General features: G+C 67.6%; 16 protein-coding genes and 5 pseudogenes. 18 read left to right on the top strand and 3 right to left on the bottom strand.

The genetic code is table 11. The features are described from left to right. Positions 1–213: 213 nt before the first annotated feature. The 4 genes from ABZ192_RS19320 to ABZ192_RS19305 all read left to right on the top strand — a co-directional run bounded on the left by ABZ192_RS19320 (position 214) and on the right by ABZ192_RS19305 (position 4,558). Positions 214–1,341, top strand: a complete 1,128-nt coding sequence (locus tag ABZ192_RS19320) for a Gfo/Idh/MocA family oxidoreductase (RefSeq protein ID WP_356925663.1) — start codon at positions 214–216, stop codon at positions 1,339–1,341. After that, positions 1,334–2,257 carry a PmoA family protein gene (locus ABZ192_RS19315; RefSeq protein ID WP_356925662.1) on the top strand — a complete coding sequence of 308 codons (924 nt, stop codon included), beginning with the start codon at positions 1,334–1,336 and terminating at the stop codon, positions 2,255–2,257. Before ABZ192_RS19320 ends, ABZ192_RS19315 begins: the two co-directional genes overlap by 8 nt. After that, positions 2,254–2,997 (top strand): cupin domain-containing protein, encoded by a 744-nt coding sequence (locus tag ABZ192_RS19310; RefSeq protein WP_356925661.1) that lies wholly within the window; start codon positions 2,254–2,256, stop codon positions 2,995–2,997. Before ABZ192_RS19315 ends, ABZ192_RS19310 begins: the two co-directional genes overlap by 4 nt. Positions 2,998–3,067: 70 nt before the next feature. Further along, the gene (locus ABZ192_RS19305; RefSeq protein ID WP_356925660.1) at positions 3,068–4,558 is read left to right on the top strand and encodes a family 43 glycosylhydrolase; all 1,491 of its coding nucleotides are present in this window, start codon (positions 3,068–3,070) and stop codon (positions 4,556–4,558) included. Positions 4,559–4,684: 126 nt separating this feature from the next. Here ABZ192_RS19305 and ABZ192_RS19300 read toward each other — a convergent pair whose 3' ends face one another. After that, the gene (locus ABZ192_RS19300) at positions 4,685–4,843 is read right to left on the bottom strand and encodes a hypothetical protein (RefSeq protein ID WP_356925659.1); all 159 of its coding nucleotides are present in this window, start codon (positions 4,841–4,843) and stop codon (positions 4,685–4,687) included. A 186-nt stretch (positions 4,844–5,029) separates the two neighbouring features. Between ABZ192_RS19300 and ABZ192_RS19295 the strand changes: the two genes are divergently transcribed. The 4 genes and pseudogenes from ABZ192_RS19295 (at position 5,030) to ABZ192_RS19280 (ending at position 8,851) form a co-directional block, all read left to right on the top strand. Beyond that, entirely contained in the window at positions 5,030–6,031 is a 1,002-nt protein-coding gene (locus tag ABZ192_RS19295; RefSeq protein WP_356925658.1) for a PaaX family transcriptional regulator C-terminal domain-containing protein, read from the top strand. Between the two features lie 353 nt (positions 6,032–6,384). After that, positions 6,385–6,915: pseudogene (locus ABZ192_RS19290) on the top strand (hypothetical protein); the annotation flags it as partial. Between the two features lie 163 nt (positions 6,916–7,078). Then, positions 7,079–7,411: a hypothetical protein gene (locus tag ABZ192_RS19285; protein WP_356925797.1), complete on the top strand. Its 333-nt coding sequence runs from the start codon at positions 7,079–7,081 to the stop codon at positions 7,409–7,411. A 201-nt stretch (positions 7,412–7,612) separates the two neighbouring features. After that, positions 7,613–8,851, top strand: a complete 1,239-nt coding sequence (locus ABZ192_RS19280) for a glycoside hydrolase family 5 protein (protein ID WP_356925657.1) — start codon at positions 7,613–7,615, stop codon at positions 8,849–8,851. Positions 8,852–9,437: 586 nt separating this feature from the next. Here ABZ192_RS19280 and ABZ192_RS19275 read toward each other — a convergent pair. Continuing rightward, positions 9,438–11,270 carry a rhamnogalacturonan lyase gene (locus ABZ192_RS19275; protein ID WP_356925789.1) on the bottom strand — a complete coding sequence of 611 codons (1,833 nt, stop codon included), beginning with the start codon at positions 11,268–11,270 and terminating at the stop codon, positions 9,438–9,440. 787 nt (positions 11,271–12,057) lie between these two features. Here ABZ192_RS19275 and ABZ192_RS19270 point away from each other — a divergent pair. The 9 genes and pseudogenes from ABZ192_RS19270 to ABZ192_RS19230 all read left to right on the top strand — a co-directional run bounded on the left by ABZ192_RS19270 (position 12,058) and on the right by ABZ192_RS19230 (position 23,128). Further along, a complete protein-coding gene (locus tag ABZ192_RS19270; protein WP_356925656.1) occupies positions 12,058–13,080 on the top strand; it encodes a glycosyl hydrolase 53 family protein in 1,023 nt (340 codons plus the stop codon). A gap of 111 nt (positions 13,081–13,191) precedes the next feature. Then, a complete protein-coding gene (locus tag ABZ192_RS19265; protein ID WP_356925655.1) occupies positions 13,192–14,220 on the top strand; it encodes a rhamnogalacturonan acetylesterase in 1,029 nt (342 codons plus the stop codon). A gap of 34 nt (positions 14,221–14,254) precedes the next feature. After that, on the top strand, positions 14,255–15,124 hold the full coding sequence (locus ABZ192_RS19260) for an SGNH/GDSL hydrolase family protein (RefSeq protein WP_356925654.1): 870 nt from the start codon (positions 14,255–14,257) through the stop codon (positions 15,122–15,124). Positions 15,125–15,580: 456 nt separating this feature from the next. Further along, positions 15,581–15,727, top strand: a complete 147-nt coding sequence (locus ABZ192_RS19255) for a hypothetical protein (protein ID WP_356925653.1) — start codon at positions 15,581–15,583, stop codon at positions 15,725–15,727. Between the two features lie 120 nt (positions 15,728–15,847). Further along, entirely contained in the window at positions 15,848–17,197 is a 1,350-nt protein-coding gene (locus ABZ192_RS19250; RefSeq protein ID WP_356925652.1) for a right-handed parallel beta-helix repeat-containing protein, read from the top strand. Continuing rightward, positions 17,187–18,347 (top strand): annotated as a pseudogene (locus ABZ192_RS19245) (family 43 glycosylhydrolase); the annotation flags it as partial. The gene ABZ192_RS19250 and the pseudogene ABZ192_RS19245, both read left to right, overlap by 11 nt. A gap of 639 nt (positions 18,348–18,986) precedes the next feature. Further along, a pseudogene (locus ABZ192_RS19240) lies at positions 18,987–19,391 on the top strand (carbohydrate-binding protein); the annotation flags it as partial. Positions 19,392–19,542: 151 nt separating this feature from the next. Next, the gene (locus ABZ192_RS19235) at positions 19,543–21,462 is read left to right on the top strand and encodes a glycosyl hydrolase 53 family protein (protein WP_356925651.1); all 1,920 of its coding nucleotides are present in this window, start codon (positions 19,543–19,545) and stop codon (positions 21,460–21,462) included. Between the two features lie 352 nt (positions 21,463–21,814). Continuing rightward, the gene (locus ABZ192_RS19230; RefSeq protein ID WP_356925650.1) at positions 21,815–23,128 is read left to right on the top strand and encodes an RICIN domain-containing protein; all 1,314 of its coding nucleotides are present in this window, start codon (positions 21,815–21,817) and stop codon (positions 23,126–23,128) included. A gap of 164 nt (positions 23,129–23,292) precedes the next feature. Here ABZ192_RS19230 and ABZ192_RS19225 read toward each other — a convergent pair. Then, positions 23,293–23,394, bottom strand: a pseudogene (locus tag ABZ192_RS19225) (IS5/IS1182 family transposase); the annotation flags it as partial. A gap of 300 nt (positions 23,395–23,694) precedes the next feature. On the opposite strand from ABZ192_RS19225, the pseudogene ABZ192_RS19220 reads away from it, so the two are divergent. Continuing rightward, positions 23,695–24,052: pseudogene (locus ABZ192_RS19220) on the top strand (transposase); the annotation flags it as partial. Positions 24,053–24,389: the final 337 nt, after the last annotated feature.

The raw sequence follows: 24,389 nt of genomic DNA, 5'->3' as shown, positions 1-24,389 counted from the left end.
CTTGACCACGAAGGTGATCGTTCACTACGTTCGGGCTGCCGCCCTGTTCGTGTCGGCGAGAGCCCAGTCCGTCCGACAGAGCCGTTCCCCTCGACCGCGCGGTCACGCGTGCACGCCTTGGGCTGAGCAGGTCGAACCGACCTTCTTCGTCACCGGTTGACGAACCCCCGGTGCCGCGCCCAGGCACCGCCCGAGCTTCCACGAAAGAGCCACATGACTGAGTACAGCCAGCCCGCGAGGGTGGCGATCGTCGGTGCCGGCAACATCGCCGACGGCTGCCACATGCCCGCCGTCCAGGCCCAGAACGGCGAGGCGACCGTCATTGCCGTGGTCGACGTCGACCTGCGGCGCGCCGAGGCGTTCGCCGCCCGCTGGGGCATTCCCGCCGCCTACGACAGCCTCGACCGGATGCTCCAGGAGCAGCACCCGGACCTGGTCATCGTCTGCACGCCCCCGATCGCCCACGGCGAGGCCATCACCGCCTGTCTGGACGCCGGCGCGTCGGTGTGGTGCGAGAAACCCCCCACCCTCTCGGTCGCCGAGTACGACGCCGTCGCCGCCCACGAGCGCGAGGGCGGCCCCTACGTCTCCTACGTCTTCCAGCACCGCTTCGGGTCCGCCGCCCGGGCCCTGCGGGAGCACATCCGCACCGGCAGCCTCGGCGCTCCTCTGGTCGGTGTCTGCCACACCCTGTGGTACCGGGACGACGCCTACTTCGACGTCCCGTGGCGCGGCAAGTGGGAGACCGAGGGCGGCGGTCCCACCATGGGCCACGGCATCCACCAGATGGACCTCATGCTGTCCCTGATGGGGGACTGGACCGAAGTCCGCGCCGCCATGGGCACGCTGGCCCGCGACGTGGAGACCGAGGACGTCTCCATGGCAATGGTCCGCTTCGCCAGTGGCGCCATGGTGTCCATGGTCAACAGCCTCCTCTCCCCCCGAGAGACCAGCTACCTGCGCTTCGACTTCCCCGAGGCCACGGTCGAACTGTCCCACCTCTACGGCTACGACAACACTCACTGGACGTGGACCCCCGCACCTCACCGGGCCGAGGCCACGGCCGCCGAACTCGGGGCACCGCTCGACGACGAGGCCAGTTCGCACGCCGCGCAATTGCGCCTGCTGCTGCGCTCCCTGCGCGCCGGGCAACGCCCCGAAGCCAGTGGTGACGACGGCCGCCGCGTCCTGGCCTTCATCGCCGCCCTGTACCAGTCGGCGACGACCGAACGCCCCGTCACCCCGGACATGATCACCCCGGACAACCCCTTCTATCACTCCATGAGCGGCCGCCTCCGCGCCGCCCAGGACAACGCCGACAAGGAGAAGACCGGTGTCTGACCCTCACTTCCGGATCGAACACGACGAGGCCGGGACCGAGTTCGTGGTGTCGGCCGCGGGCACAGACCTCGCCACGTACGTCTACCGGCCGGACAGTCCTCTCGAGGAATCCCCCAAGCCGTATCTCTACCCGTTGAAGACCCTCTCCGGTGCGCCCGTGGGTGTCTACAGGCCCTGGGACCACCGCTGGCACAAGGGCCTGCAGATGACCTGGTCGCATCTGTCCGGCGACAACTTCTGGGGTGGGCCCACCTTCGAGCAGGGGGCGCCGGGCCACGGCTACGTCTGGCGCGAGAACCACGGACGGCAGGTGCACCGCGGCTTCGGCCTGCAGGACGACCGCGGCAGCGAGGTGTCGATCTCCGAGGTCCTGGACTGGGTCGCCTCCAGCGACGAGGTGTGGATCGACGAGACCCGCACCCTTCGCTTCCACAGCGCCGACACCGACGACGGTGTCTGGGCGCTGGACTTCGCCACCGCCCTGACCAACGTTCACCGCGTGCCGCTGGGACTGGGCAGCCCCACCACGCACGGCCGCCCCAACGCCGGTTACACCGGACTGTTCTGGCGCGGGCCCCGGGCATGGACCGGCGCGGACGTCATCGCCGACGGGGGGCATGAAGGCGACGCCGTCATGGGCACCCAGGGCGCCTGGGCGGCCATCACCGGCGAACACGACGAGATCGACGGCGGTGCCACGGTCCTCGCCTACGCCGGCACCACCACGGCCGCCGTCCCGCTGAAGTGGTTCGCCCGCAGCAGTGCCTTCGCCTGCCTCAACCCGTCGCCCGCCTTCGACACCGAGATCAAGCTCGAGCCCGGTGAGACCCTGTCCCTGAGCCACCGCTTCGTGTTCATCGACCGCATGGTGGACCGCCGCGAACTCGAGCCGATCGCCCAGAGGTTCGCGCCGTGACCGCCCTCCCCGACTTCCCCGGAGCCGTGGGACTGAGCCAGCTCGAGGTGTACCCCTGGCCCACGGCGGACGATGAACACGGCGGCTCGCCCCACATGCACCTCGTCTGCTCGGAGTGCTACGTCGTCGTCAGCGGCCACGGCCGGCTGGAGACCCTCAACTACAAGGGCCACACGACGACCGAGCTGCACCCCGGAGACACGGTCTGGTTCACCCCTGGCACGATCCATCGCGCCATCAACGACGAAGACCTGCGCGTGATCGTCGTCATGCAGAACAGCGGCCTTCCTGAGGCGGGCGACGCGGTCATGACCTTCCCGCCCGCGCACCTCTCCCCCGAGACCTATCCGGACGCGGCCTCGCTCCTCGACGCCGCCGGGACCCCCGACCCCGAGCGCGCCCAGGCACGCAGGGACCTGGCCATCGAGGGGTTCAGGGAGCTGACGCACCAGTGGCGGCGCGGCAACCGCTCGGCCTACGAGGACTTCTGCGCGGCAGCCGTGCGCCTCGTCCAGCCACGCCTGGACGCCTGGGAGAAGACAGTCGACGAGGGTGCGCTGGCCGCCGCACAGGCGGCACTGCGGCAGATCGATTCGCTGCGTAACGGCGACTTCAACCACCTGTACAAGGCGACCGTCTCACGTATCCCCCAACCGCCCCGGCAGGCACTGGGCATGTGCGGTTTCCTGCGCGCCTACGACCCGGCACGCCGGGCCGGCACATCGGCCGAGCCCCAGTGACACCCCACCACTCGAGCACGTCCGAACAGGTGCTGACCTGCCCGGGTTCGAACCAAGGGAAGTGCTTCGCATGAGTTCGATGCTGCCGGAAGGCGATGGGAGCGCCGACGCGGCCACCGCCCCGATCTTGTCAGGGATGTATCCCGACCCATCGGTTTGCCGAGTCGGCGAGGACTACTTCCTGGCGAATTCGTCGTTCGAGTACAGCCCCTGCGTCCCGATCTGGCATTCCCGGGACCTGGTGTCCTGGCGTCAGATCGGCAACGCCCTGACGAGGGACGATCAGTTCCCCGCAGGCCGGTCGCCGTCGAGTCGTGGCATCTACGCCCCGACGCTGCGCCATCACGGGGGACGGTTCTGGCTGATCACCACGAACATCGACGACCCTCGGGGTGGTCATCAGCTCTACCACGCGACCGACCCGACCGGGCCGTGGTCGGCGCCGGTGTGCCTGACCGAACTCGACGGCATCGACCCGGACCTGGTCTGGGACGACGAGGGAACGTGCCTGGTCACCTACTGCTCGTGGTCCGAGACCGAGATCGGCATCAGGCAGGTCGCGGTCGATCCGGAGCAGGGCGTGGTCCTCGAGAAGCCGCGATGGATCTGGCACGGCACCGGCCTGGCCCATTCCGAGGGGCCGCACCTTTACCGGCGCGGCGACTGGTGGTACCTGGTCATCGCCGAAGGCGGCACCGACCGGGGCCACGTGGTGTCGGTCGCACGCTCACGCAGTCCCCGCGGGCCGTTCGAGGCAGCCCCGCACAATCCCGTCTTCAGCCACCGCAGCACGGCTCATCCCGTCCAGAACGTCGGTCACGCCGATCTGGTGGAGCGCCCCGACGGGGCGTGGGCAGCGGTGTATCTCGGTACACGGCCGCGCGGCCGCAGTCCGCGCTTCCACGTCAACGGGCGTGAGACGTTCCTCGCCGACGTCTCATGGGTGGAGGACTGGCCACACTTCAAGCCGGCGAGCGCAGGCGTCCCCACCGGGCAGCGGGACTTCGAGGACGACTTCTCCGCGCCCGGCCCGCATCTCAGGTGGGTCTCGCCAGGGGAGCGTCCCGACCGGTTCGTCCGCAGCGTGCCGGAAGGGGTGGTCGTGCGTCACACGCCGAGCGAGACCGGCGGGCCTTCGGGCCTGTTCACCCGGGTCGGCGGAGACCACTGGGAGGCCGACTTCCTCGTCGATCCAGGGGAGGGTGTGTTCACCGTCGCGCTACGGCTCGATGGTGCTCATTGGTACGGGCTGCGCGTCGCCGACGGCGAAGTCACGGCCGTCGCACGGATCGGACAGATCCAGACGGCTCTCGGCTCCGGCCCGCTGCCCGACTCCCCTGTCAGCCTCCGCATCCGATCCACGCCGCCGACCTGGAACGGACCGGACGACATCGAACTGGGCATCGGTGACGGAACCGGCACCGATGTCCTCGCCCGCCTGGACGGACGCTATCTCTCCACCGAAGTGGCGGGCGGGTTCACCGGGCGCTTGGTCGGCCTGTGGACCGAGTCTCGGGAGGTCCTTGTCCGCCGGGTCCGGTTCACCGAACAGCTCGCGTGACACCGTCCCGTGACGGACTCACTCCTATCCAGGCTATGCCTCACGAGGCGCTTCCTCGCCCAGGACAGAGCGACCCGGCGCACAACGGGCTGAGCCCGCCGCCACGGTCGTGGGCGCGGGGGTTCGTCAGGACGGGCAAGCGATGCGGCGGCGTGGAGTGCATCCGCATGTGCGTAGTGGCGAGTCGTCACGAAGGGCGACGGCCAGCACCTCGTTCTTGCCCGACCCGGCGCTGAGGAACAGCACCTCGACGACCACCACATTGACGATGACGAACGCCCACATCGCCCAACGCGCCGTGTCCCCCCTCAAGCACGGTGTCAAGGGTGACTGTTCGCTCCGTCACCCTCCAAGTACACCGGTGTAACACACCTGGGCACTGTTGGGGCGCCTTCACCTGCGCGCGAGGATCCCGCCTGGTGGAGCAATCGCGGCGGAGCTACACCCGGCGATTCCACAACCGTTACAGTGATGCCGACCCTGTCCATCGCGCCGGAGCCGACCTTGCCGAACCTGTCCAACCTCGAGGAGATCTTCTCCGACGAGGGTGACGGCGCCGTCGGCCCCGTGCGGTCGCCCGGCTGGCAAAGCAACGTGTCGCCGCAGGGTCTCACGGTGACATTGATCGCCGACTACACGTTCCCCGACCGGGCGTGGTTGCCGTCTGCGGCGATCGTGGCATTGCTCGGGGAGTTCCAAGTGACCGCGGGCGCCGCCCGTACGACGATCAGCAGGCTGATGCGCCGTGGGGTGCTCGAGGGCAGCCGGCAAGGGAGGTACAGCTCCTACCGGCTGACGTCGCGGGCCGCCGTCGATTTGTGGAGCGGCGCCAGCTCGATCGCCACCTTCACCACCCAGCCCGACTCATGGGACGGTCGGTGGACACTGATCGCCTTCTCCGTCCCGGAACAGGAGAGCACGCGGCGGCGCGCACTGCGCACCGCGCTGCGCTGGCGGGGGTTCGCGCCGCTGTACGACGCGCTCTGGGTGTCGCCGCACCCCCTGACCCCCAAGGGGCGGATCGAGGTGGCCGACCTGGCGCGGGGAGCGGTGACGGTGTTCCGCGCGCGGCAGGAGGAACTGGACACGGAGGTCGACCGCAACCCGGTCGAGGCGTGGGACCTGCCCGGCATCGCTGAGCACTACCAGGCTTTCATCGACCGTTGGAGCGGCCTGCTTCCGCACATCAGCACCGACCTCGTCACCGGTGCCGACGCGGTGCGCGCACGGACCGAGGTCATGCACGCCTACCGGCACTTCCCCATCCTGGACCCGCTGCTCCCCATCGGGCTGTTGCCGCCCGGCTGGCCCCGGTCACGGGCGCGGGAAGTCTGCGTCGCGGTGTACGACGGCCTGCTCCAGCCGGCTCAGGATCATGTCCGCGCCGTGGTGACCCGATTCGCGGAGGGACCACACCCCGACATCAGGGCTCACACGATCGCCGGCATGAGCGCAGGTATCGGCCACGGCTGACGGCCCGCCGCGAGTGTGATCGAGCGGTCCGCGGAGACACCACACAGCACCTCCCGGCCCCTGCGATCCATCGAATTCGTTTCGAATGCAACAGAGTTGGTCGCCAATGATTGACAGATCGGCACCCGATCGGGAATCTACCTGTTGCAAGACAAGTGGGAACGCTCCCAGGCGCAGCACACGATGAGCGGAAGGAGAGGCACCCCCTGCGCCGCTCCCGCAGAATCAACATCCCCGTCAGACAGGCGGGCAGGTGGGCAGGTGGGTGCGAAGGGCTTCTCCCTCAACGAGTCACGGTTCGGCCCATATTCAGCGGCTCGCCGCGCCACTGACGGCAAGGCCACACCACGCCGATGACCACCACGGGCAGGCCCGGAACGTCCTCCCCCATGCGTGATTCGCCGTCCTGCCCCCCCACGGCCACTCCCCCACCACCTCGGTCAGCCTCACCGCCGCGGCTTCACCAATGCCTCTGCGCGACACCTGACCGAGCAGCGCTCCGCACACCCCCCACACCAGGAGTCCTCATGACCATGCAACGGCGTAGTTTGCTGACGCTGAGCGCAGCCGGAGCTGCGGGCGTAGGTATGTCCCTGCTCGGCACGGGACCAGCAGGTGCCGCCGCAAGGGCCGGAGCTCCGACCCAGCGGTTCGCGGTCGGCGTGCGCCAGTACGCCTGGAGTCGCGGCAGCCGCCGGTGGACCAACTACGTCTATTACCCCGCCACCGGCGCCCCCGGTGGCTCCCCGGTCGCCAACGCCCCCGTTGCCCAGGGCGTCTTTCCGGTCTGCGAGTTCATGCACGGCTTCAGCAGCAGCCCGCAGAATTCCCTGGCGGTGATCCGTCCCCTGGCCGAGGCCGGGTTTATCGTCCCCGCCCCCCACTTCGCCAACCTCAGTGGCCAAGACGTCCACAACGGCAACCAGTCCAAGGACGTCTCCGAGGTCATCACCAGGACCCTCGCCCTCAACACGGCCGGCGACCCCGCTGGCCGGCCACATCAACACAGCACTCGGAGTCGGCGTCTCCGGCCACTCGATGGGCGGCATGACCACCCACGGCCTGCTCACGGCCTGGCCGGACGCGCGGATCACCGCCGCGATCCCCATGTCCTGTGTGGACATGGGCAACCCGAGCCCGTCGGTCCGCGCCAAGGCCCTCTTCATCCACGGCGACCGGGACGGAACGTGCCCGATCTCCTCCGCTCGTCAGGCGTATGGGGAACTGCCCGCCGCCAAGGCGTTCGCGGTGGAGCCTCTACGGCGACACCGGGGCCCGCGACCGCCTTCGCGCCGACGCCACTTCCTCCACCACCACCTGGGAATCCCTCCTGAGCTGAGGAGCAACCACGCGCGGCCCGGGTGCGCGCGTCTGCCGTGATCGCCGCGCATCCGGGCCGCGCAGGGTGCGTGGCCGCCCACGGACGCCCGCGAGGTCAGCCGCCGCGCAATCGACTGTGTTCGTTTCCCGGCCGGCGTGGACACCACCGCCCGAACAGCAGGCTGCTCCGGCCGCTCCCACTCGCACAGACAGATCCACTTGGGGGTCCGACACCCTCAAGGAGGCAAGAGAGGAAAGCTCATGGTTTCACTAGCAGGGAAGATCAGAGTCATTTGCCTTGCCGTCCTGTTGGCAGTTGCCGCCTCTGTGTACGGCGCGGCGCATCAGGCATCGGCCGATACCGTGGCACAGTCGAGCGCTTCGCAGATCGTGGCCGACATGGGCGCGGGATGGAATCTGGGGAACCAGCTGGAAGCCAATGCCAACGGATACCCCAACGAAACGGCATGGGGACAGCCGGCCGTAACACAAGCCCTCATCGACAAAGTAAGGGCGGCCGGGTTCAAAACCATCCGTATCCCGGTCTCCTATCTGGGACACATAGGGCCCGGCCCGGATTACACGATAAACCCGTCCTGGCTGAACAGAATCCAAGAAGTCGTCAACTACGCCTACAACAGGGGCCTGCATGTGATGATCAACATGCACGGTGACGGCTACAAGACCATCAACGGCTCCTGGCTGATCTGTGATTCACCCTCCCAAACAGCGATCAAGGCCAAGTACCAGAAAACTTGGCAGCAAATCGCAAACAGGTTCAAGAACTACGACCAGCGCCTGATCCTGGAATCCATGAACGAGGAGTTCGACGGGCAGTACGGCAACCCGACCCAACCGTGCTACTCAAACATCAACAGTTACAACCAGATTTTCGTCGATACCGTGCGCAAAACCGGCGGAAATAACAGCTCAAGGTGGCTGCTCGTTCCCGGCTGGAACACAAACATCGATTACACGGCGGGGAACTACGGCTTCACGGTTCCGTCCGACCAGTACCGCTCCCCCTCCATTCCCGCCAATGAACGGCGAATCATGATCTCCGTTCATCACTACAGCCCGTGGGATTTCGCCGGAGAGGAAAGCGGCACCATCACACAATGGGGACGAGCGGCGACCAACCCATCGAGGACGTCCACCTGGGGACAGGAAGACTATCTGGACTCGCAGCTGAAAAAAATGTACGACACATTCGTCGCGAAGGGGTATCCGGTAGTTGTCGGCGAATACGGCGCCATCGACAAGTCATCGTTCGATTCGTCAAACAACAGGTATCGCGCGGACTTTGCACGGGCCGTCGCGGCCACCGCGAAGAAATACGGCGCGGCCACCGTCTACTGGGACAACGGTGCAACCGATCGGTACGGGTTCGGGCTGTTCAACCGGCGCTCCCTCACGGTCACCCAGCAGGGCATCATCAACGCCATCATGACCGGCGTTAGCGGCGGTGTTGCCGGCTCTGGCCTTCCGTCCGGCACGTAGCAGGACCCCGAGTCGCGGCAACGGGTACATACCTCTACATACCTCGAGGGCGCGCAGTTGGGCCGGGTGGCGATGCCACACGGTGTGCGATCTCAACTGCGCGCCGACCAGCCGGAGAAGCTACCTACGCTGCTTCGCATCTGGGAGGTGGACGGCTGTTGCGGGTGAGCAGTCCCGCCGGGTGGCGGCCGCCTCGTTCGCGTACGGCCGCAGTGGTCCGGTGGCGGAACGGAATCCAGGTGATGGGCAGGACGCCGGCGCGCACGGTTCCGGTGCCGTCGCCGACAAGCCCCTGGCCAGGACTCCGCCGTCGTCGGCTTCGGCGGCATGGGCCCAGTAGTGGGCGTCGTCCTGGAGCTGGTTTCCGTGACCGTACCTCTGCGGGAGGTCAGGTTCCGCGGGAGTCACACTTCAGCCTGGTCCGTGCGACCGCCTCCGGCAGGTCCTGTACCCCAAGAACACCCTCAGCGGGGCGCGTGCACCACTGCCGGTGCTCCGTTACCCATGCCAGGTCCCACTCGTTCGACGAACGCCCCTTCCCTGATGCTTGAACTCGCTCAAGCATCAGGGAAGTCGGCTGTCCAGCTCAGAGGCTGCTCGGTAGCGCGACGGTGGGGCGGGGTGGTGTAGGCATGTTGCCGCCGATGAAGAAGCTGGGGTGCGGGGGCTGGTTGTAGGCAGTGTTCTGCCAGGCCAGGGCCGTGCGGTACTGGGTGTCGTGGAGGAGGGTCGTGATCCGCGTATTGGCCTGGTACGGCGTGGAGTAGATCCGCAGGGCCGTGTTGTTGGACGTCGGCCAGATGACCTCCTCGCGCCAGTCGCCGAGGAGGTCGCCGGACAAGGACGGCGTCGACTTGGTGCCGTTGTTCGAGTGGACTCCCGAGCCGGTGAGCAGGCGGGTGTCGCCGGAGGTGCCGTACTTGTCGATGTGGGTGCCGTCGAGGAGTTCGCGCGTGGTGTCGCCGTCCCACCACGCCAGGAAGTTGCTGGACCCGGGCTTACGACTGGCCACCACCGCGCCCTTGGGGTTGCGGACGCCACTCACGAGCGACGACCACGACTCGGCGCCCGCGCTGCCGGACCAGATGTCACCGGACACCCCCCGGCCGTTGTCACCGCCGGCCGGGGTGGACCAGAGGATCTGGCCGGTCCTCGCGTTCGCCATCCAGGAGGACGGCTTGGAGCTGTCCTCGTCGACCTTGAACTCCTCCAGACCCGGTCGGGACGGGTCGAGGTCGCCCACGTGCATCGCGTCCCCGTGGCCGTTCCGCGTCGTCCACAGGCCGTTGCCGTTGTCGTCGACGGCCATCGCGCCGTAGACGACCTCGTCCTTGCCGTCCCCGTCCACGTCCGCGACCGACAACTGGTGGTTGCCCTGGCCGGCGTAGCCGCTGTTGGCGTTGGAGTCGAAGGTCCACCGGCGGGTGAACTGCCCGTTCCGCCAGTCCCAGGCCGCGATCACCGCGCGGGTGTAGTAGCCACGAGCCATGATCACCGAGGGTCGGGAACCGTCCAGGTAGGCCGTGCCCGCCAGGAACCGGTCCACGCGGTTGCCGTAGGAGTCCCCCCAGGACGACACCGTGCCTCGGGCTGGGACGTAGTCGACGGACTGCATGGCCTTGCCCGTCTGCCCGTTGAACATCGTCAGGTACTCGGGGCCGGACAGCACGTAGCCCGAGGAGTTGCGGTGATCGGCCGAGGAACTGCCTATGACCGCGCCGGTTCCGTCCTTCGTGCCGTCGGCGGTCTTCATGGCGACCTCGGCCTTGCCGTCGCCGTCGTAGTCGTACACCTGGAACTGTGTGTAGTGGGCACCGGAGCGGATGTTGCGGCCCAGGTCGATACGCCACAGGCGAGTGCCGTCGAGCTTGATCCCGTCGACGATCGTGTTGCCGGTGTAGCCGGACTGGGAGTTGTCCTTGGCGTTCGTCGGCTGCCACTTCAGAACGATGTCCAGGGCACCATCGCCGTCGAGGTCGCCGACGGAGGCGTCGTTGGCCTCGTAGGTGTACGGCGAGTTGCCCGGTGAAGTGCCCCCGGACGGCGGGGAGATCGGCACGTCCTTGTACCCCGTGCGGAACTGGAGCGCGTGCTCGGACGGCGCCTGCTCGATGCCGTTCACCACCGCGCGCACCGTGTAGTCCGCCGAGTCCGGGGCGCCGGCGTCCAAGTAGTTCGTCGAGGTGGTCAGGGGCGAGGAGTTGAGTCTGGTGCCGCCACGGTAGACGTTGAAGGCCACGTCGTTCGGGTCAGTGGCCAGCCACCGCCACGACACCAGGTTCCCGCCGCCGGTGTGGACGCTGGTCAGACCCCGATCGAGGCGTTCCACCTGCCGTGCGGTCGCGGCGTGCGCGGTCTGCGGCAGTCCGGTGAGTGCGGAGAGGGCCAGTGCGGTGGCGGCCGTCAGGCCGCCGAACAGCCGACTGCTGGACCGGCTTCGGAGTCGCCATGGGCGCGATGCGGTGCGCGGATGCCGGTGCGGGTCGGTCACTATGACCTCCGATGTGGGGGTGGTATGAAGATCGCGGAGACGGCGGTCCGACCACAGATGTGGGAACGCTCCCATTCGCTGCGAGGGTAGAAATTCACTGATAGCCCGTCAAGCATCCTGTTGGCCTTTTCTGTTCGAGCGTGTTCGGATGCGAGCCGACGAGATGTCCCGTGCGCAGCCTCGTCCCTGTCGCCGCATTCCTTCTGGAAGGGCACTTGAACTGGGCCGACTCCCGGCCGTTCCAGAAAGCTCACGGCCGAGGCGCGGCGAGCCTCCGGTCCACAGGATCGCACTGCTTCTTCCATGGATTGTGGAGCAATGGTTGACAGCTTCCTGCCCGATCGAGAAGCTGCGTGATGCACCTGAAGTTCGTTGTGATGCGATTGCGTACCTCCGTCGCACCCCCCTGTGATCGCTCACAGGTCCAACCTGGAGGACGTCCCTGGGCACGTCCAGGCCGCCCCCTTCAACACGTGCCACTCGTAAGCACTCCTGCCACAGTTGTTGCCCCACCGAGGGAGGCGCATCGGCTGGATCGCACGCGGCCACACCAACTCCGCGAGTCTGAGAGGCAGTTGCTCCACCCATCCGCCTCGCTCCTCGAAATCTCTTCCTCACCACCCTCCTCTCCGTCGACCGCGATGGCTCACTCGCGGCCGACGGAAGGAAAGGACCGACCATGTCCCCGCGACCCCCCACACCAGTTGCCGGACGCATGAGCCGGCGAACCCTGCTCAAGGCCACCACCGCCACCGCTGGAGCGCTCGCCACCGCCGCCGCCTTCGCCGAACTCGAGACGCCTGCCGAGGCCGCGGCGAGCTTCGTCAAGGGCGTCGACATCAGCTGGGCACCTCAGATGGAGGCGCGCGGTTACTCCTGGAAGAACGCCGGCGGACAGACCCAGGACCTGCTGACCATCCTCAAGGGATACGGCATCACCGCCGTACGCCTGCGCACGTTCGTCAACCCTTCCAACGACCCGGCCGACGGGCACTGCGGCATCAACGCGGTGGCCGCCTTCGCCAGGCGGGTCAAGGCCGCCGGAATGTCGATCATGCTCGACTACATGTTCGGCGATACCTGGAACTCCGTCGGCGTGCAGAACCCGCCCGCCGCCTGGAGGAACATGAGCTACAGCCAGATGCGCACCGCGATGGGCACGTACGTGAACCAGACCATGACGGTCATGAAGAACAACGACGTGCTCCCGACCTGGGTGCAGATCGGCAACGAGATCAACAGCGGGATCTGCCGCCCAGTCGGCAGCGTCTCCAGCCCGGCGCAGATGACCGGACTGCTCAACGCCGCATACGACCAGGTCAAGGCGGCGTCACCGAACTCGACCGTCTGCGTGCACCTGGCCCAGCCACAGAAGTACGACGTGATGACCACGTTCTTCAGTCGCTTCGCCGCGAACGGCGGCAAGTGGGACATGTCGGTGTTCTCCTCCTACGGCAGCGCCGACGTCGCGGCCGGGATCGTGGGGAACATGAAGAGGATCTCCGACGCCTACGGCAAGCCGTTCCTGCACAGCGAGTTCGGTGGTCGGGTGGAGCGCGCCTCGTCCACCCAGGCCGCGCTGGTCGCCTACATCAAGGCCCTCAAGGCCAACGGCGGGCAGGGCATCTTCTACTGGGAACCGGAGTGCATGTCCCCGTTCACCGGTTACAACATGGGCGCCTGGGACTCCGCCACGCAGCGGCCCACCGTCATCATGAACGGCTTCACCCAGGCCTGAGCGACGGGCCACGGACCTCAACCCGGACAACTCTCCGGTCAAGGATGGGGATTGGTGATTGTAATGGGCATGACATTAGGTCTCGAAGGGTACGGGACCAGGCTGGGAGCAGTGGGTCTGCTGACCCTCGCGACGCTGGTCGGCACCGGTGCGGCGCATGCCGATGCCGCCACGCGGGCGCTGCCGGCCGGTTGTTCCGGCACTGCGCCGATCAAGTGTCACTACGCGGTCTCCCCCGGCAACTACGACGTGACGGTCTCCATCGGTGGTGCCGCTGCCGCCGAGACCGACATGTGGGTGGAGGCCCGGCGTCTGATGCTGCCGGCGACGAAGACGGCCGCCGGCGCCGCCGCCACGTACTCGTTCACGGTCAACGTGCGGCAGCCGGAGGGGCAGCCGACCGGCCAGGGCGGCACCGGAAACCCCGGTCTGGACATCCGGTTCGCGGGGAGCAACCCGCAGGTGTCGGCCGTCTCCGTGAAACCCGCGCCCCAGCCGCTGGTCGCCTACCTGGCCGGTGACTCGACCGTGTGCGACCAGCCCGTGGCCCCGTACACGGGATGGGGCCAGATGATCACGCCGGCGGTGGGTCCCGGAGCGTCCGTCGCCAACTACGCCGACTCGGGGGAGAGTTCGGGAAGCTTCCTGAGGAACTCGGCGCTCTTCCCGGCGCTGCTGGCGAAGGTCAAGACACACGACGCGGTCTTCATCCAGTTCGGCCACAACGACAAGCAGACCAGCGCGTCAGCCTTCCGCAGCAACCTCACCTCCATGATCACGCAGGTCCGCGCGAAGGGCGGCGTCCCCGTTCTGGTGACCCCGCCGGTCCGCCGGCAGTTCAACGGCAGCCGGCTCACGCCCACAGCACTGCACGTCAACGGCCTCGGAGTGAACCTGCCCGCCGAGATGCGCTCGGTCGGCACCGAGCAGAACGTGCCGGTGATCGATCTGACCACCAAGAGCCGGACGCTGGTCGAGTCCCTCGGCCCGTCCGCCTCCGCACAGCTCTTCCTGCGCTCATCCGTCGACGGTGTCACGGACAACACCCACTTCTCGCGGTACGGCGCGAGCCAGATGGGCGGGCTGGTGCTCCAGAGCATCCGCGAGCAGCGCCTGCCCCTGGCCGCGTACCTGCGCTGACCGACGCCCGGCGCCAGTCCCAAGGAGGGACCCGTTGAGGAACTTACGGATTCTCATCACGACCACGCTCTTGATCGCCTTGTCGAGCCTCGGTGTCGGCGCCGCATCCGCGGCGGACCGCGTCGCCACGAACTGCACCAGTGCCTCCCGCCCCCAGGCGCCGGCCACACGGGCGGTCGCCGCGCCGGTCACCGTGTGGCTGGCCGGCGACTCCACCATGGCCAACCCGAGTTCCGGCCGTTGTCCGGTCGGCTGGGGCAGCCAGTTCGACGCCCTGTTCAACAGCGACGTGACCGTCAAGAACCAGGCCGTCGGAGGCCGCAGCATCCAGACCTGGCTGTACGAGGGGAACGTGAGCACCACCAAGGGCTCGGACGGTGAGTGCCGCCTCACGTCCACCACGTACTCGTCACGCTGGCAGGCGATGCTGAACGCGAGCACCGGAATGAAGGCCGGTGACTACCTGTTCATCCAGTTCGGCATCAACGACTCCTCCTCGACCTGCCCACGACACGTCGGCCCGGCCCGGTACCAGCAGCTGATGACCATGATGGCGCAGGCCGCCCTGGCCCGGGGCGCGCACCCGGTGCTGCTCACCCCGGTGGCCGCCATCACCTGCTCCGGCGGCACAGCGACCAAGAACCGCGGCTTCGTCAACGAGACCTTCGCCGCCGGATCCGCCACCAGGGCCCCCGTCATCGACCTACAGACGCTCAGCGTCTCGCTCTACAACAGTCTGCGCTTCTGCCCGAACAACGGCGACTACGGAGGCAGCGGTCCCCTGGGCACCTTCTTCTGCAACGACCACACCCACTTCGACACCTACGGCGCCCAGCGGGTCGCAGGGCTCGTCGCCGGTGACGTGCGCCGCCAGAACCTCCCGCTCGCCGCGTATCTCAGGTAGCACGCGGCGGTGGGCGCGAACCGAGGCCGGTCGGTTCGCGGGTGGCCTCAATGACGGCGGTGCCGCAGACCGAGGACGTAGTCGTCCCTACCTGACGGTGGCGTGCGGAAGCGGCTTGGCTCCGACCGGGCCGCGGCGTGCGACGAAGGCGGAGGCCGCGGGTACGACCGGCGAGGCAACCTCCGCATCGGTGGTGACAGGAGGCCTCTCCATGGGTGAGTCACGGCTGGTCGGCTCGACAGTTGCGGTGGTTCCGGACCAGCGTGCGAGTCGGAGCCCTCGGCGGCCAACTGCACAGCGAGGAACTGGAGCCCGGCATCCGCGCGGTGCCGGTGGACACGACGTGCGCGCCGTACTCCACCACCCACCCGACGGCCAACGCAGCCCGGGCACGCACAGGACGCCCGCCAGGTCGCCGCTTCGGGCCCGGGCTGGGCTGCCTGGGTGCAAGTGGTCGTGCAGCAGCTGAACGGCGTCTACACCACCGACCAGTCGATGGTCATCGCCGGAGCGCTCACGTCCGTGATCCCGCTGATCGGGGTCTTCCTGATCGGCTCGCGCCACTTCATCGCCAACCTGGCCGCCGGCGCCATGAAGTTCTGAAGAAGCACGCGCGTGGTCCCGCCCTTCGAAAAACAGCTTGCGCACCTGCGCTGAGTTCTTCAGACAGGCACGAGTCCTACTGCCACACGGGAAAAAACACCTGACTCGGGAGATGACGCTGTGAGAACCGCGAAGTTCGGCACCCCTGCCCTCCTGCTCTCGGTGGTCACGGCGAGTTCCGTCGCCATGGCCCCCGGCTCGGCGTCCGCGAGCGCCGCGGCGGCCGGAAACACCTACTACGTCGCCCCGAACGGGAACGACGGCGCAGCAGGTACGCAGGCCGCCCCGTGGGCATCGATCGCCCGTGCACAGGCCGTCGCCAAGGCAGGCGACACGGTCTACTTCCGGGGCGGCACCTACGCCTACACCCGCGCGAACAGCGCCTGTCCGAGCCAGACCGCCAGAGTCGACGCGATCACCCTGAACAAGAGCGGCAGCTCGGGCAACCCGATCCGGTACCTGGCCCAGCCGGGCGAGAAACCGGTCTTCGACTTCTCGCGGATGACGGACAACTGCCGCATCAAGGGCTTCAACGTCACCGGCAGCTGGATCCACCTCAAAGGACTGGAAGTCAAGGGCGTTCCGCAGAACAACAACCGCAACGCCGAGTCCTGGGGGATCTGGGTCTCCGGCAGCAACAACATCTTCGAGCAGATCAACACCCACCACCACATGGGCACCGGCCTGTTCATCAACGGCGGGGGCGGCAACCTCGTCCTCAACTCGGACGCACATGACAACTACGACCTGCGCAGCAACGACGGGCCCGGCGAGAACGCCGACGGGTTCGGTTCGCACTACACGCCGGCCGGCCGCCCCGCGAACGTGTTCCGGGGTTGCCGATCGTGGTGGAACGCCGATGACGGGTTCGACCTCATCTCCACCTATTCGCCCGTGATCATCGAGAACTCGTGGGCCTGGCGCAACGGGTACGTGCCGGGGACGACGACGCCCTCCGGCAACGGAGCCGGCTTCAAGTCGGGCGGCTACGGCGGCGACTACGAAGCCAACGCGCCCAAGCACACCGTCCGCTCCTCGGTGGCGTTCCTCAACAAGGCGGCCGGCTTCTACGCCAACCACCACCCGGTGGCCAACGACTTCTTCAACAACACCGGCTACGGAAACCACCCCAACTTCAACATGCGTGGCGTCGACTCGAGCGGCGCCGCCGTCGGCCGGGGCAACCTGCGCAACAACCTCGCCTACACCGGAACGCCGACGTCGTACATGACCGGCACGAACGCCGCGTACAACTCCTGGAACCTCGGCGTCCCCCTGGCCGACTCCCAGTTCCACAGTGTGTCGACGTCCGGCTGGGACGCGCCCCGCCAGACCGACGGGAGCCTGCCCGTACTGCCCCACCTCCGTCTCGCGGCGAACAGCGCCCTGATCGACAAGGGCACCGCCGTGGGACTGCCCTTCAACGGAAGTGCGCCGGATCTCGGCGCCTTTGAGAACGATGGAAGGTGACATCGTGAAGCAAAGATCGCGTGTCGTTTCGAAGTACTGGAAGGTGGCCGCCGCCGCACTGTTGTCCGTGGCGTTAGCGGCACCGCTCTCGGCGGGAACCGCTGCGGCGGGGACACCTGCGACGAAGACACCGGCGACGAAGACATCGGCAACGGCGCTCCAGGACCAGGGTGCCGCCGCCGCACCGGTGGTGGATCGCGGCCTCAAGTACCTGGTGTCCGACTACCGGACACGCACTCCGTCGAAGTACACGGCTGACTCCTGGAAGCCCTTCGCCAAGGCGTTGACCGCCGCGGCCGATGTCGCGGGCGACACATCGGCCACCACGTCGGAGGTCGCCGCCGCGAAGACGGCACTGATGACCGCCGCCGCCGATCTGAAGGCCGCCGACGAAGGCACGTTCCAGACCATCACGAACAACACCTTCTGGAACGACACCAGCGGCAACCCCATTTATTCGCAGGGCGGTGGGGTCTTCAAGTTCGGCGACACCTACTACTGGTACGGCGTGCACTACACCGGCGCCGAGCTCTACCGGGCCAATCCGACGAGGAAGTACGACGGCAACGTCAGCTTCGTCTCGATCCCCGTGTACTCGTCCAAGGACCTGGTGAACTGGAAGTTCGAGAACCGGGTCGCGACGCGTTCCACCGGCGTGGGCAGTGGCGCCAACCTGGGGGGTGCGGGCTGGGTCGGGCGCCTCGGCGTCTCGTACAACGAGAACACCGGCAAGTACGTGCTCGCCGTGCAGATGTGGCACACGGGCAGGGGCGGGCACGGCGTTCTGCTGCTGCAGGGCGACTCACCCACCGACACCTTCGACTACGGCTACTTCCAGACCCAGATCACCAACTCGCCCACGACCGGCACCGGGGATCAGACCGTCTTCACCGACGACAACGGCAAGGACTACCTGATCTTCTCCAACCGCGAAGGACGGTCGCGCGGCTTCGTGGCCAAGTTCCGGGAGTCCGACTCGCTGCGGATCGAGCCAGGCGTGGAGATCCGCCGCGGCGACGGTCGCGAGGGCAACGCCATGTTCAAGCTCGACGGCAAGTACTACCACGCGGCGTCGGACCTGCACGGCTGGAACACCTCGGTCAACTACGTCAATGAGTCGACCAGCAGCAACGTTCAGGGCTCGTACAGCAGCGAGTACGTCCTTGCCGGCACCGAGATGGACTACAGTCACGTGACCCAGACCGGGTTCTTCGTGACGGTCAAGGGCACCAAGCAGAACACGGTGATCTACGCCGGCGACCGCTGGGCCGACTTCGCCTGGAACGGCATCGGGTACAACCAGTGGGTGCCGATCACCAAGACCGGCGCGAGGCCGCAGTTCCACTCGGTGAGCCAGTGGCAGTTCAACGTCACGACCGGAGAGTGGCGTGTCGGGCAGGCGAACAACTACATCCTCAACCCGGACATCCAGGCTGACCGCATTATCGTCTCCAGTGTGCGGGGATGGCGGAACCTCGGCGGTTCGGTGACCAACGTCAACGGTGGTGTGAACGGGTCTCGCTTCGCCCTCCAGGTGAGCAACAGCGGCGGCGTCGAGCAGCGGATCGAGTCGGTGCCCGCAGGCACCTACACCCTGTCCCTGCACGCTCGGGGTAGCGCCGGACAGGTCGTGATCACCGGCGCCAACGGCAGCCAACGCACCCTTAGCATCCCGTCGTCGAGCGGCTGGGCCAAGCGCGAGCTCACCGGCATCGCGCTGCCCGGCGGGGCCGCCACCGTCACCGTGCGGGCGTCGGGTTCGGGCGGCGTCACCGTCGACCAACTCTCACTGGTCAAGACCTCTGCCGACGCGCCATCGGGACAGCGATACGAGGCGGAGACCGCACCGGCGGTGTGCCAGGGCACGATCGACTCGAACCAAGCGGGCTTTTCCGGTAGCGGGTTCTGCAACGGCAGTGCCGCTGCGGGGGCCTTCGCGCAGTTCACGGTGACCCCGGCGACCGCTGGTACGGCGACGGTGGCGGTCCGGTTCGCCAATGGCTCCAGTAGCGGTACGAGGCCGGCGAACCTGATCGTCAACGGATCCACGGTGGGGACCGTTTCGTTCGAGTCCACCGGTGCGTGGACGACGTGGACGACCAAGACCGTGACCGTCCCGCTGAACGCCGGCAGCAACACCATCCGATTGGATCCGACCACGGCAGCCGGACTACCCAACGTCGACTACCTCGATGTCGGTGCCGCCACTGGCTGACATCCCACGCTCTGCCGGTCTCTTCGACCGGCAGAGCGTGCAGGGTCACGTCCGGTGCCATTGAGGACGACGGCCGAACGCGTGGGAAACAGCACCCGCCGCAAGTAAGTCACACCGTCAGGAGAAGGACATGAGCAGCAAGCGTCTGCCCCGCGTCATCGCGGGCACCACGACGTTGGTCACCATGGTGTCCGCGACCTTACTCATGGTGCCCGCGCCGGCCCACGCGACCTTCGGAACCGCGGACATCAAGCCGATCGAAAGCAATATCGCTGCCAAGCCCTGGGCCTCGGCGACGGCCGCGACCGGCTCGTCCAACGCCCGTCTGGCCATCGACGGCGACCCGACGACGTCCTGGCAACCCGGTAGTGCCGGCGCCCGGCAGTGGCTCACCGTCGACCTCGGTGGAACCTACGACAACCTGCGCAAGGTCAAGGTGCTCTTCCCGGACCGTGGCGTGGCCCACCGGTACGTCGTCGAGGCTTCATCCGACGGTCGCCGGTGGAAGACCATCGCCGACAGGTCCCACAACCGAGCCGTGTCGCGAGGGGAAGTGCACCTGTTCACCCGGCCGGGAACGCGCTTCGTCCGGCTGGTGTTCACAGGTGGGCAGGACCGTGCCCGGGCTGGTGTCAGCGAACTCCAGGTCTTCAACTACCTGCGCGACGACCTCACCCTCGGCGCCGATCTGTCCTGGATGGACGACGTCCAGGACCAGCAATACTGGGTCGACCCCCTGGCCGAAGACCGCGGCGCCGGGCCACACCTGCTCGACGTGGCCAAGGACCGTGGCATCAAGTACAGCCGGCTGCGGATATGGAACGAGCCGCGCAGCGAGAGCACCGGCCAACCGACGCCGATACCGCGCCAGGGCCCGGAGCGCTCACTGGCCTCAGCCAAGTGGATCAAGCAGCGGGGCATGGGCCTGGGGATCGACTTCCACTACGCGGACTCGTGGGCGGACCCGAGCAAGCAACCAAAACCACGCGCCTGGGCCGAGCTGGAGTTCGCGGACCTCTCCCAGGCCGTGTACGACTTCACCGCCGACTATCTGAAGCGGTTGATCCGGCAGGGCACCACGCCGGAGAAGGTGGCCGTCGGCAACGAGATCATCAATGGCTTCATGTACGGCAGCGAGGCGGCCCACATCGGCACGACGAATCCGCCGTACTTCGCCGACCAGGCCGATATCTACCAGTCCAAGCCCGGCGGTGGCCTGCTGTGGAAGTACTGGCGGTCAACCGACCCCGTGGAGCAGCAGCTCTACGACCAGTCGTGGGACCGGTTCACCACCCTGGCCGCGGCCGGGATCAAGGCCGTCCGCGACGCGTCACCGACATCCAAGGTCGAGATACACGTGATCGTCGACAAGGACAAGCTCGCCAAGACCATGGAGTTCTGGCACCAGTTCCTCACCCGGGTGAAGGCAAAGGGCCAGAACCCCGATGTGCTGGCCATCTCGTACTACCCGGAATGGCACGGTACGCCCGAGGCACTGGATCTCAACCTGAACACCATGGCCACCACCTATCCCGGCTACGAAATCGACATCGCCGAAACCGCCTACCCCGCGTCGGGCGGCGATGGCTCGCCGTTGCCCAACTCGCCGTACCCGCGAACCATTCAGGGGCAGGCGGACGCGATCCGGAGGGTGTTCCAGGCCGCCAACGACGTGGTCGGCAACCGAGGTTCAGGTGTCCTGGTGTGGGAGCCGGCCGGCTACCAGCCGATGTTCCGGGCCGTGCCCGGACTGGCGAACACATGGGAGCCGCACGCGTCCATCAACGTCTTCAACGCCAGCCGCGCCAAGCACATCCTCCAGGACACCATCTACATCGGCACCATGGTGAGGGCCGCCCCGAAGCTGCCCTCCTCCATCCGCATGCTCACCACCGCCAACAACAAGATCACCACTGTCCCCGTCCGCTGGCAGCCGTTGCCACCTGGCGCGACCGACAGGCCGGGTGAGGTGACAGTCACCGGGACGACCGGCACAGGACCGGTCACGGCGGTCATCGACGTCGTGCCCAGCCGGGCGAACACGACTTGACCACCTCATAGCCTGCTTCACCGACGTCGCACCGCCGAGACCACGACGGCACCGGCGACATCATCACTGCTTTCACAGCAGTGCTCCGCTCACTCGGTGGCCGACAGCAACAACTGCGGCAGCGCCTGGGAGAACCAGGCCGTGTTCGACCGGAACGGCCACACTCACCCCGACATCCGGTGCGCCCGACCAACCGCACGCCGCTCCTCGCGGGTGGCAGGAGCACCCACACCCGCTGTTGCGCCGTGCGCCCCGTCGACCTGTTGGCCTCTGTCGCCGACGGGACGCACCCGGCAACGGGGACCAGCCGAACGCCAAACCCTCCACCCATCCCCGCACCCAAGGAGTCACCATGACCCTGCGACGACGGACCTTCCTCAGCATGAGCGCGGCCGGAGCGACGGGCGTGGGCCTGTCCCTGCTCGGGGCAGGACAGGCACCGGCCGCCGCCGGGCCACTGGACACCGCGCCGACCACGCCGTTCGCGGTCGGCGTGCGCCGGTACAACTGGACCCGCGGCAGCCGCCCGTGCACCACCTACGTCTACTACCCGGCCACCGGCACCGCCGGCGGCAACCCGGTGACGGACGCCCCGGTCGCGGGCGGGGTCTTCCCCGTCTACAACATGACCCACGGCTACGGAAGCAGCCCGCAGAACTCCCTGTTCATCATCCGGGCCCTGGCCTCGGCGGGCTTCATCGTCCCCGCCCCGCACTTCAACCACAACTTCACCGACGTCAACAACGGCAACACCTCCAAGGACGTCTCGCAGATCCTCACCAACACCCTCGCGCTCAACGCGAGCGGACCGCTGGCCGGGCACATCAACACCGGCATCGGCGTCGGCGTCTCGGGCCACTCCCTGGGCGGCATGGTCACCCACGGTCTGCTGACCTCCTGGCCCGACAGCCGGATCATCTCCGCCAACCCCCAGTCCTGCGTGGACATGGGCAACCCGTCCAGCTCGGTCTCGGCCAAGGTCCTGTTCGTCCACGGCGACCGGGACTCGACCACGCAGTACTCCTCGGCCCGGCAGGCGTACTCGGAGATCACCTGGCCCAAGGCGTTCCTCACCTTCGTCGGCGGCAGCCACACCAGCTTCTGGAGCGATCAGCGCTTCCCGAGGACCGTCGTCGACTGGGCTCGCTGGACCATGTACGGCGACACCGCCGCACGGGACCGCCTTCCGGCTGACGCGTCCGGGTCCAACACCAGGTGGGAAGCCCAGCTGGGCGACTCCACCGGCGGTCCGGGCCTCTACACCCTGCTGGCCCAGCACAGCGGCAAGGCCGCCGAGATCAACGGGGCCTCCACCGCCGCCGGCGCACAACTCGTCCAGCGGACCACCAACAGTCGCCCCAACCAGCAATTCGAGTTCGTCGACGCCGGCGACGGCCACGTCCGCGTCAAGGCACTGCACAGTGGCCTGTTCCTCCAGCCCACTGCCACCGCGACCGGAGCAGACGTCGTCCAACAGGCCGACGCCAGCGCCACCAGCCAGCAGTGGCGCGTTGTCGATCACGGTGGTGGCGTGATCAGCCTCGTCAACCGGGAGTCCGGCCTGGCGATGGATGTCTGGGAGTACTCGACCGCCGACGGCGCCCGCATCTCCCAGTGGACCTACACCGGCAACCCCAACCAGCGCTTCACCCGCCGCCGCGTCTGACCGGAACGTGTCGGGGCACCGCTCGGGCAACAGGGCGGGCGGTGTCCCGACATGGCGCCGATAGTCCTTCGCGACTGACCAAGGGGTGTGCAGTCTGCACGCTCGCCGCCCGAGGGTGCGCAGAGATACGTCCGTCAACTGGCCCTGACAAGCCTACGGACGTGTCAACGCGTGATCAGGCAAACGGCGAGTCCGAGGAGGGCCTCGTGGATGTCGTCGCGTCGCTCCCATCGGATCCGTAGACGGCGGAAGCCGTAGAGCCAGGAAGTTGGGTCGGCCGCGAGGGCGAGGTGTCTGCCGTAGCAGGTCCTGTTCCGCGCGGCCTCCCGCCGAACCGGCCGAGGCAACCAGCGGTGTGTGCCGTGCCGCCGACGAAACCATACGGATACTGGCGCTGCACGACTCCCGGATCGTCCCGCTACGCAGCCGCCTCGTGCAGGAGGTCGGTCTCCTCGCCCGCCTTGGGGATGCGCCCGGTGTCCAGCAGATGATCGACGACAGGGGGGCGCTTGCGCCGTGGAGCTCGGCGGCGTCAAGGAGGTGCCGTCGTTCCGAAGGCGGAACCGACGGACGTGACCGTCCACCCGCACGACGCGCAGCCCACCGCCCCGTAGTGGTCGGGCAACGGCCACAGGCCGCAGCCCCCTACCGCGACAAGCCGTCCGCGGTCGCCGCACTCGCGGCCGACCACGGACGGCAGGCCTTCACCGAGGTGACCTGGCGGGAAGGCTCCCGCGGACCGATGCACTCAAACACGGCCTCGGCCTGGACCACTTCGAGGGCCGCTCTTGGAACGGCTGGCATCATCACGTCACCCTGGTCACCGCCGCCCGCGCGTTCCTCACCGAACAGCGCCTGGCCCCAAAAGCCGATACAGCCAACTCACCCTCTACCAGATGCTCGACGCCATCGAGGACCTGCTGAACTGCTGGACCGGCACCTGCACCACCTGCCACCGCCCCTTACCCAGAACAACCCCCACCAGGCACAACCCAAGAACCAGAGCAACCTAACGGAGTCCTACTAGTGTCCTGCGCCCGAAGTTCGTCGGTAGATCCCCGTCTTGCCCGGCCGGGGGGGGCAGCTGCTCGTCCGGCCCCGGCCTGTGAGTACTCGGCAGCACTAGGGGCGCCAAGAACTAACGACGAATTAATGGCGCAGGACACTAGGCCGTTTCTGATGGCTCTTGGACGGTGTCGCGGAGCCAGATCACGATCGCGGTGACGGTCAGGGTGCCGTTGAAGATGTAGTCGCGCTTGTC

Source organism: Streptomyces sp. NPDC006235, from assembly GCF_040613735.1.
Taxonomy (GTDB): domain Bacteria; phylum Actinomycetota; class Actinomycetes; order Streptomycetales; family Streptomycetaceae; genus Streptomyces.
The sequence above is the reverse complement of the archived record's forward strand: the minus strand, read 5'-3'. Positions and strand labels throughout refer to the sequence as shown.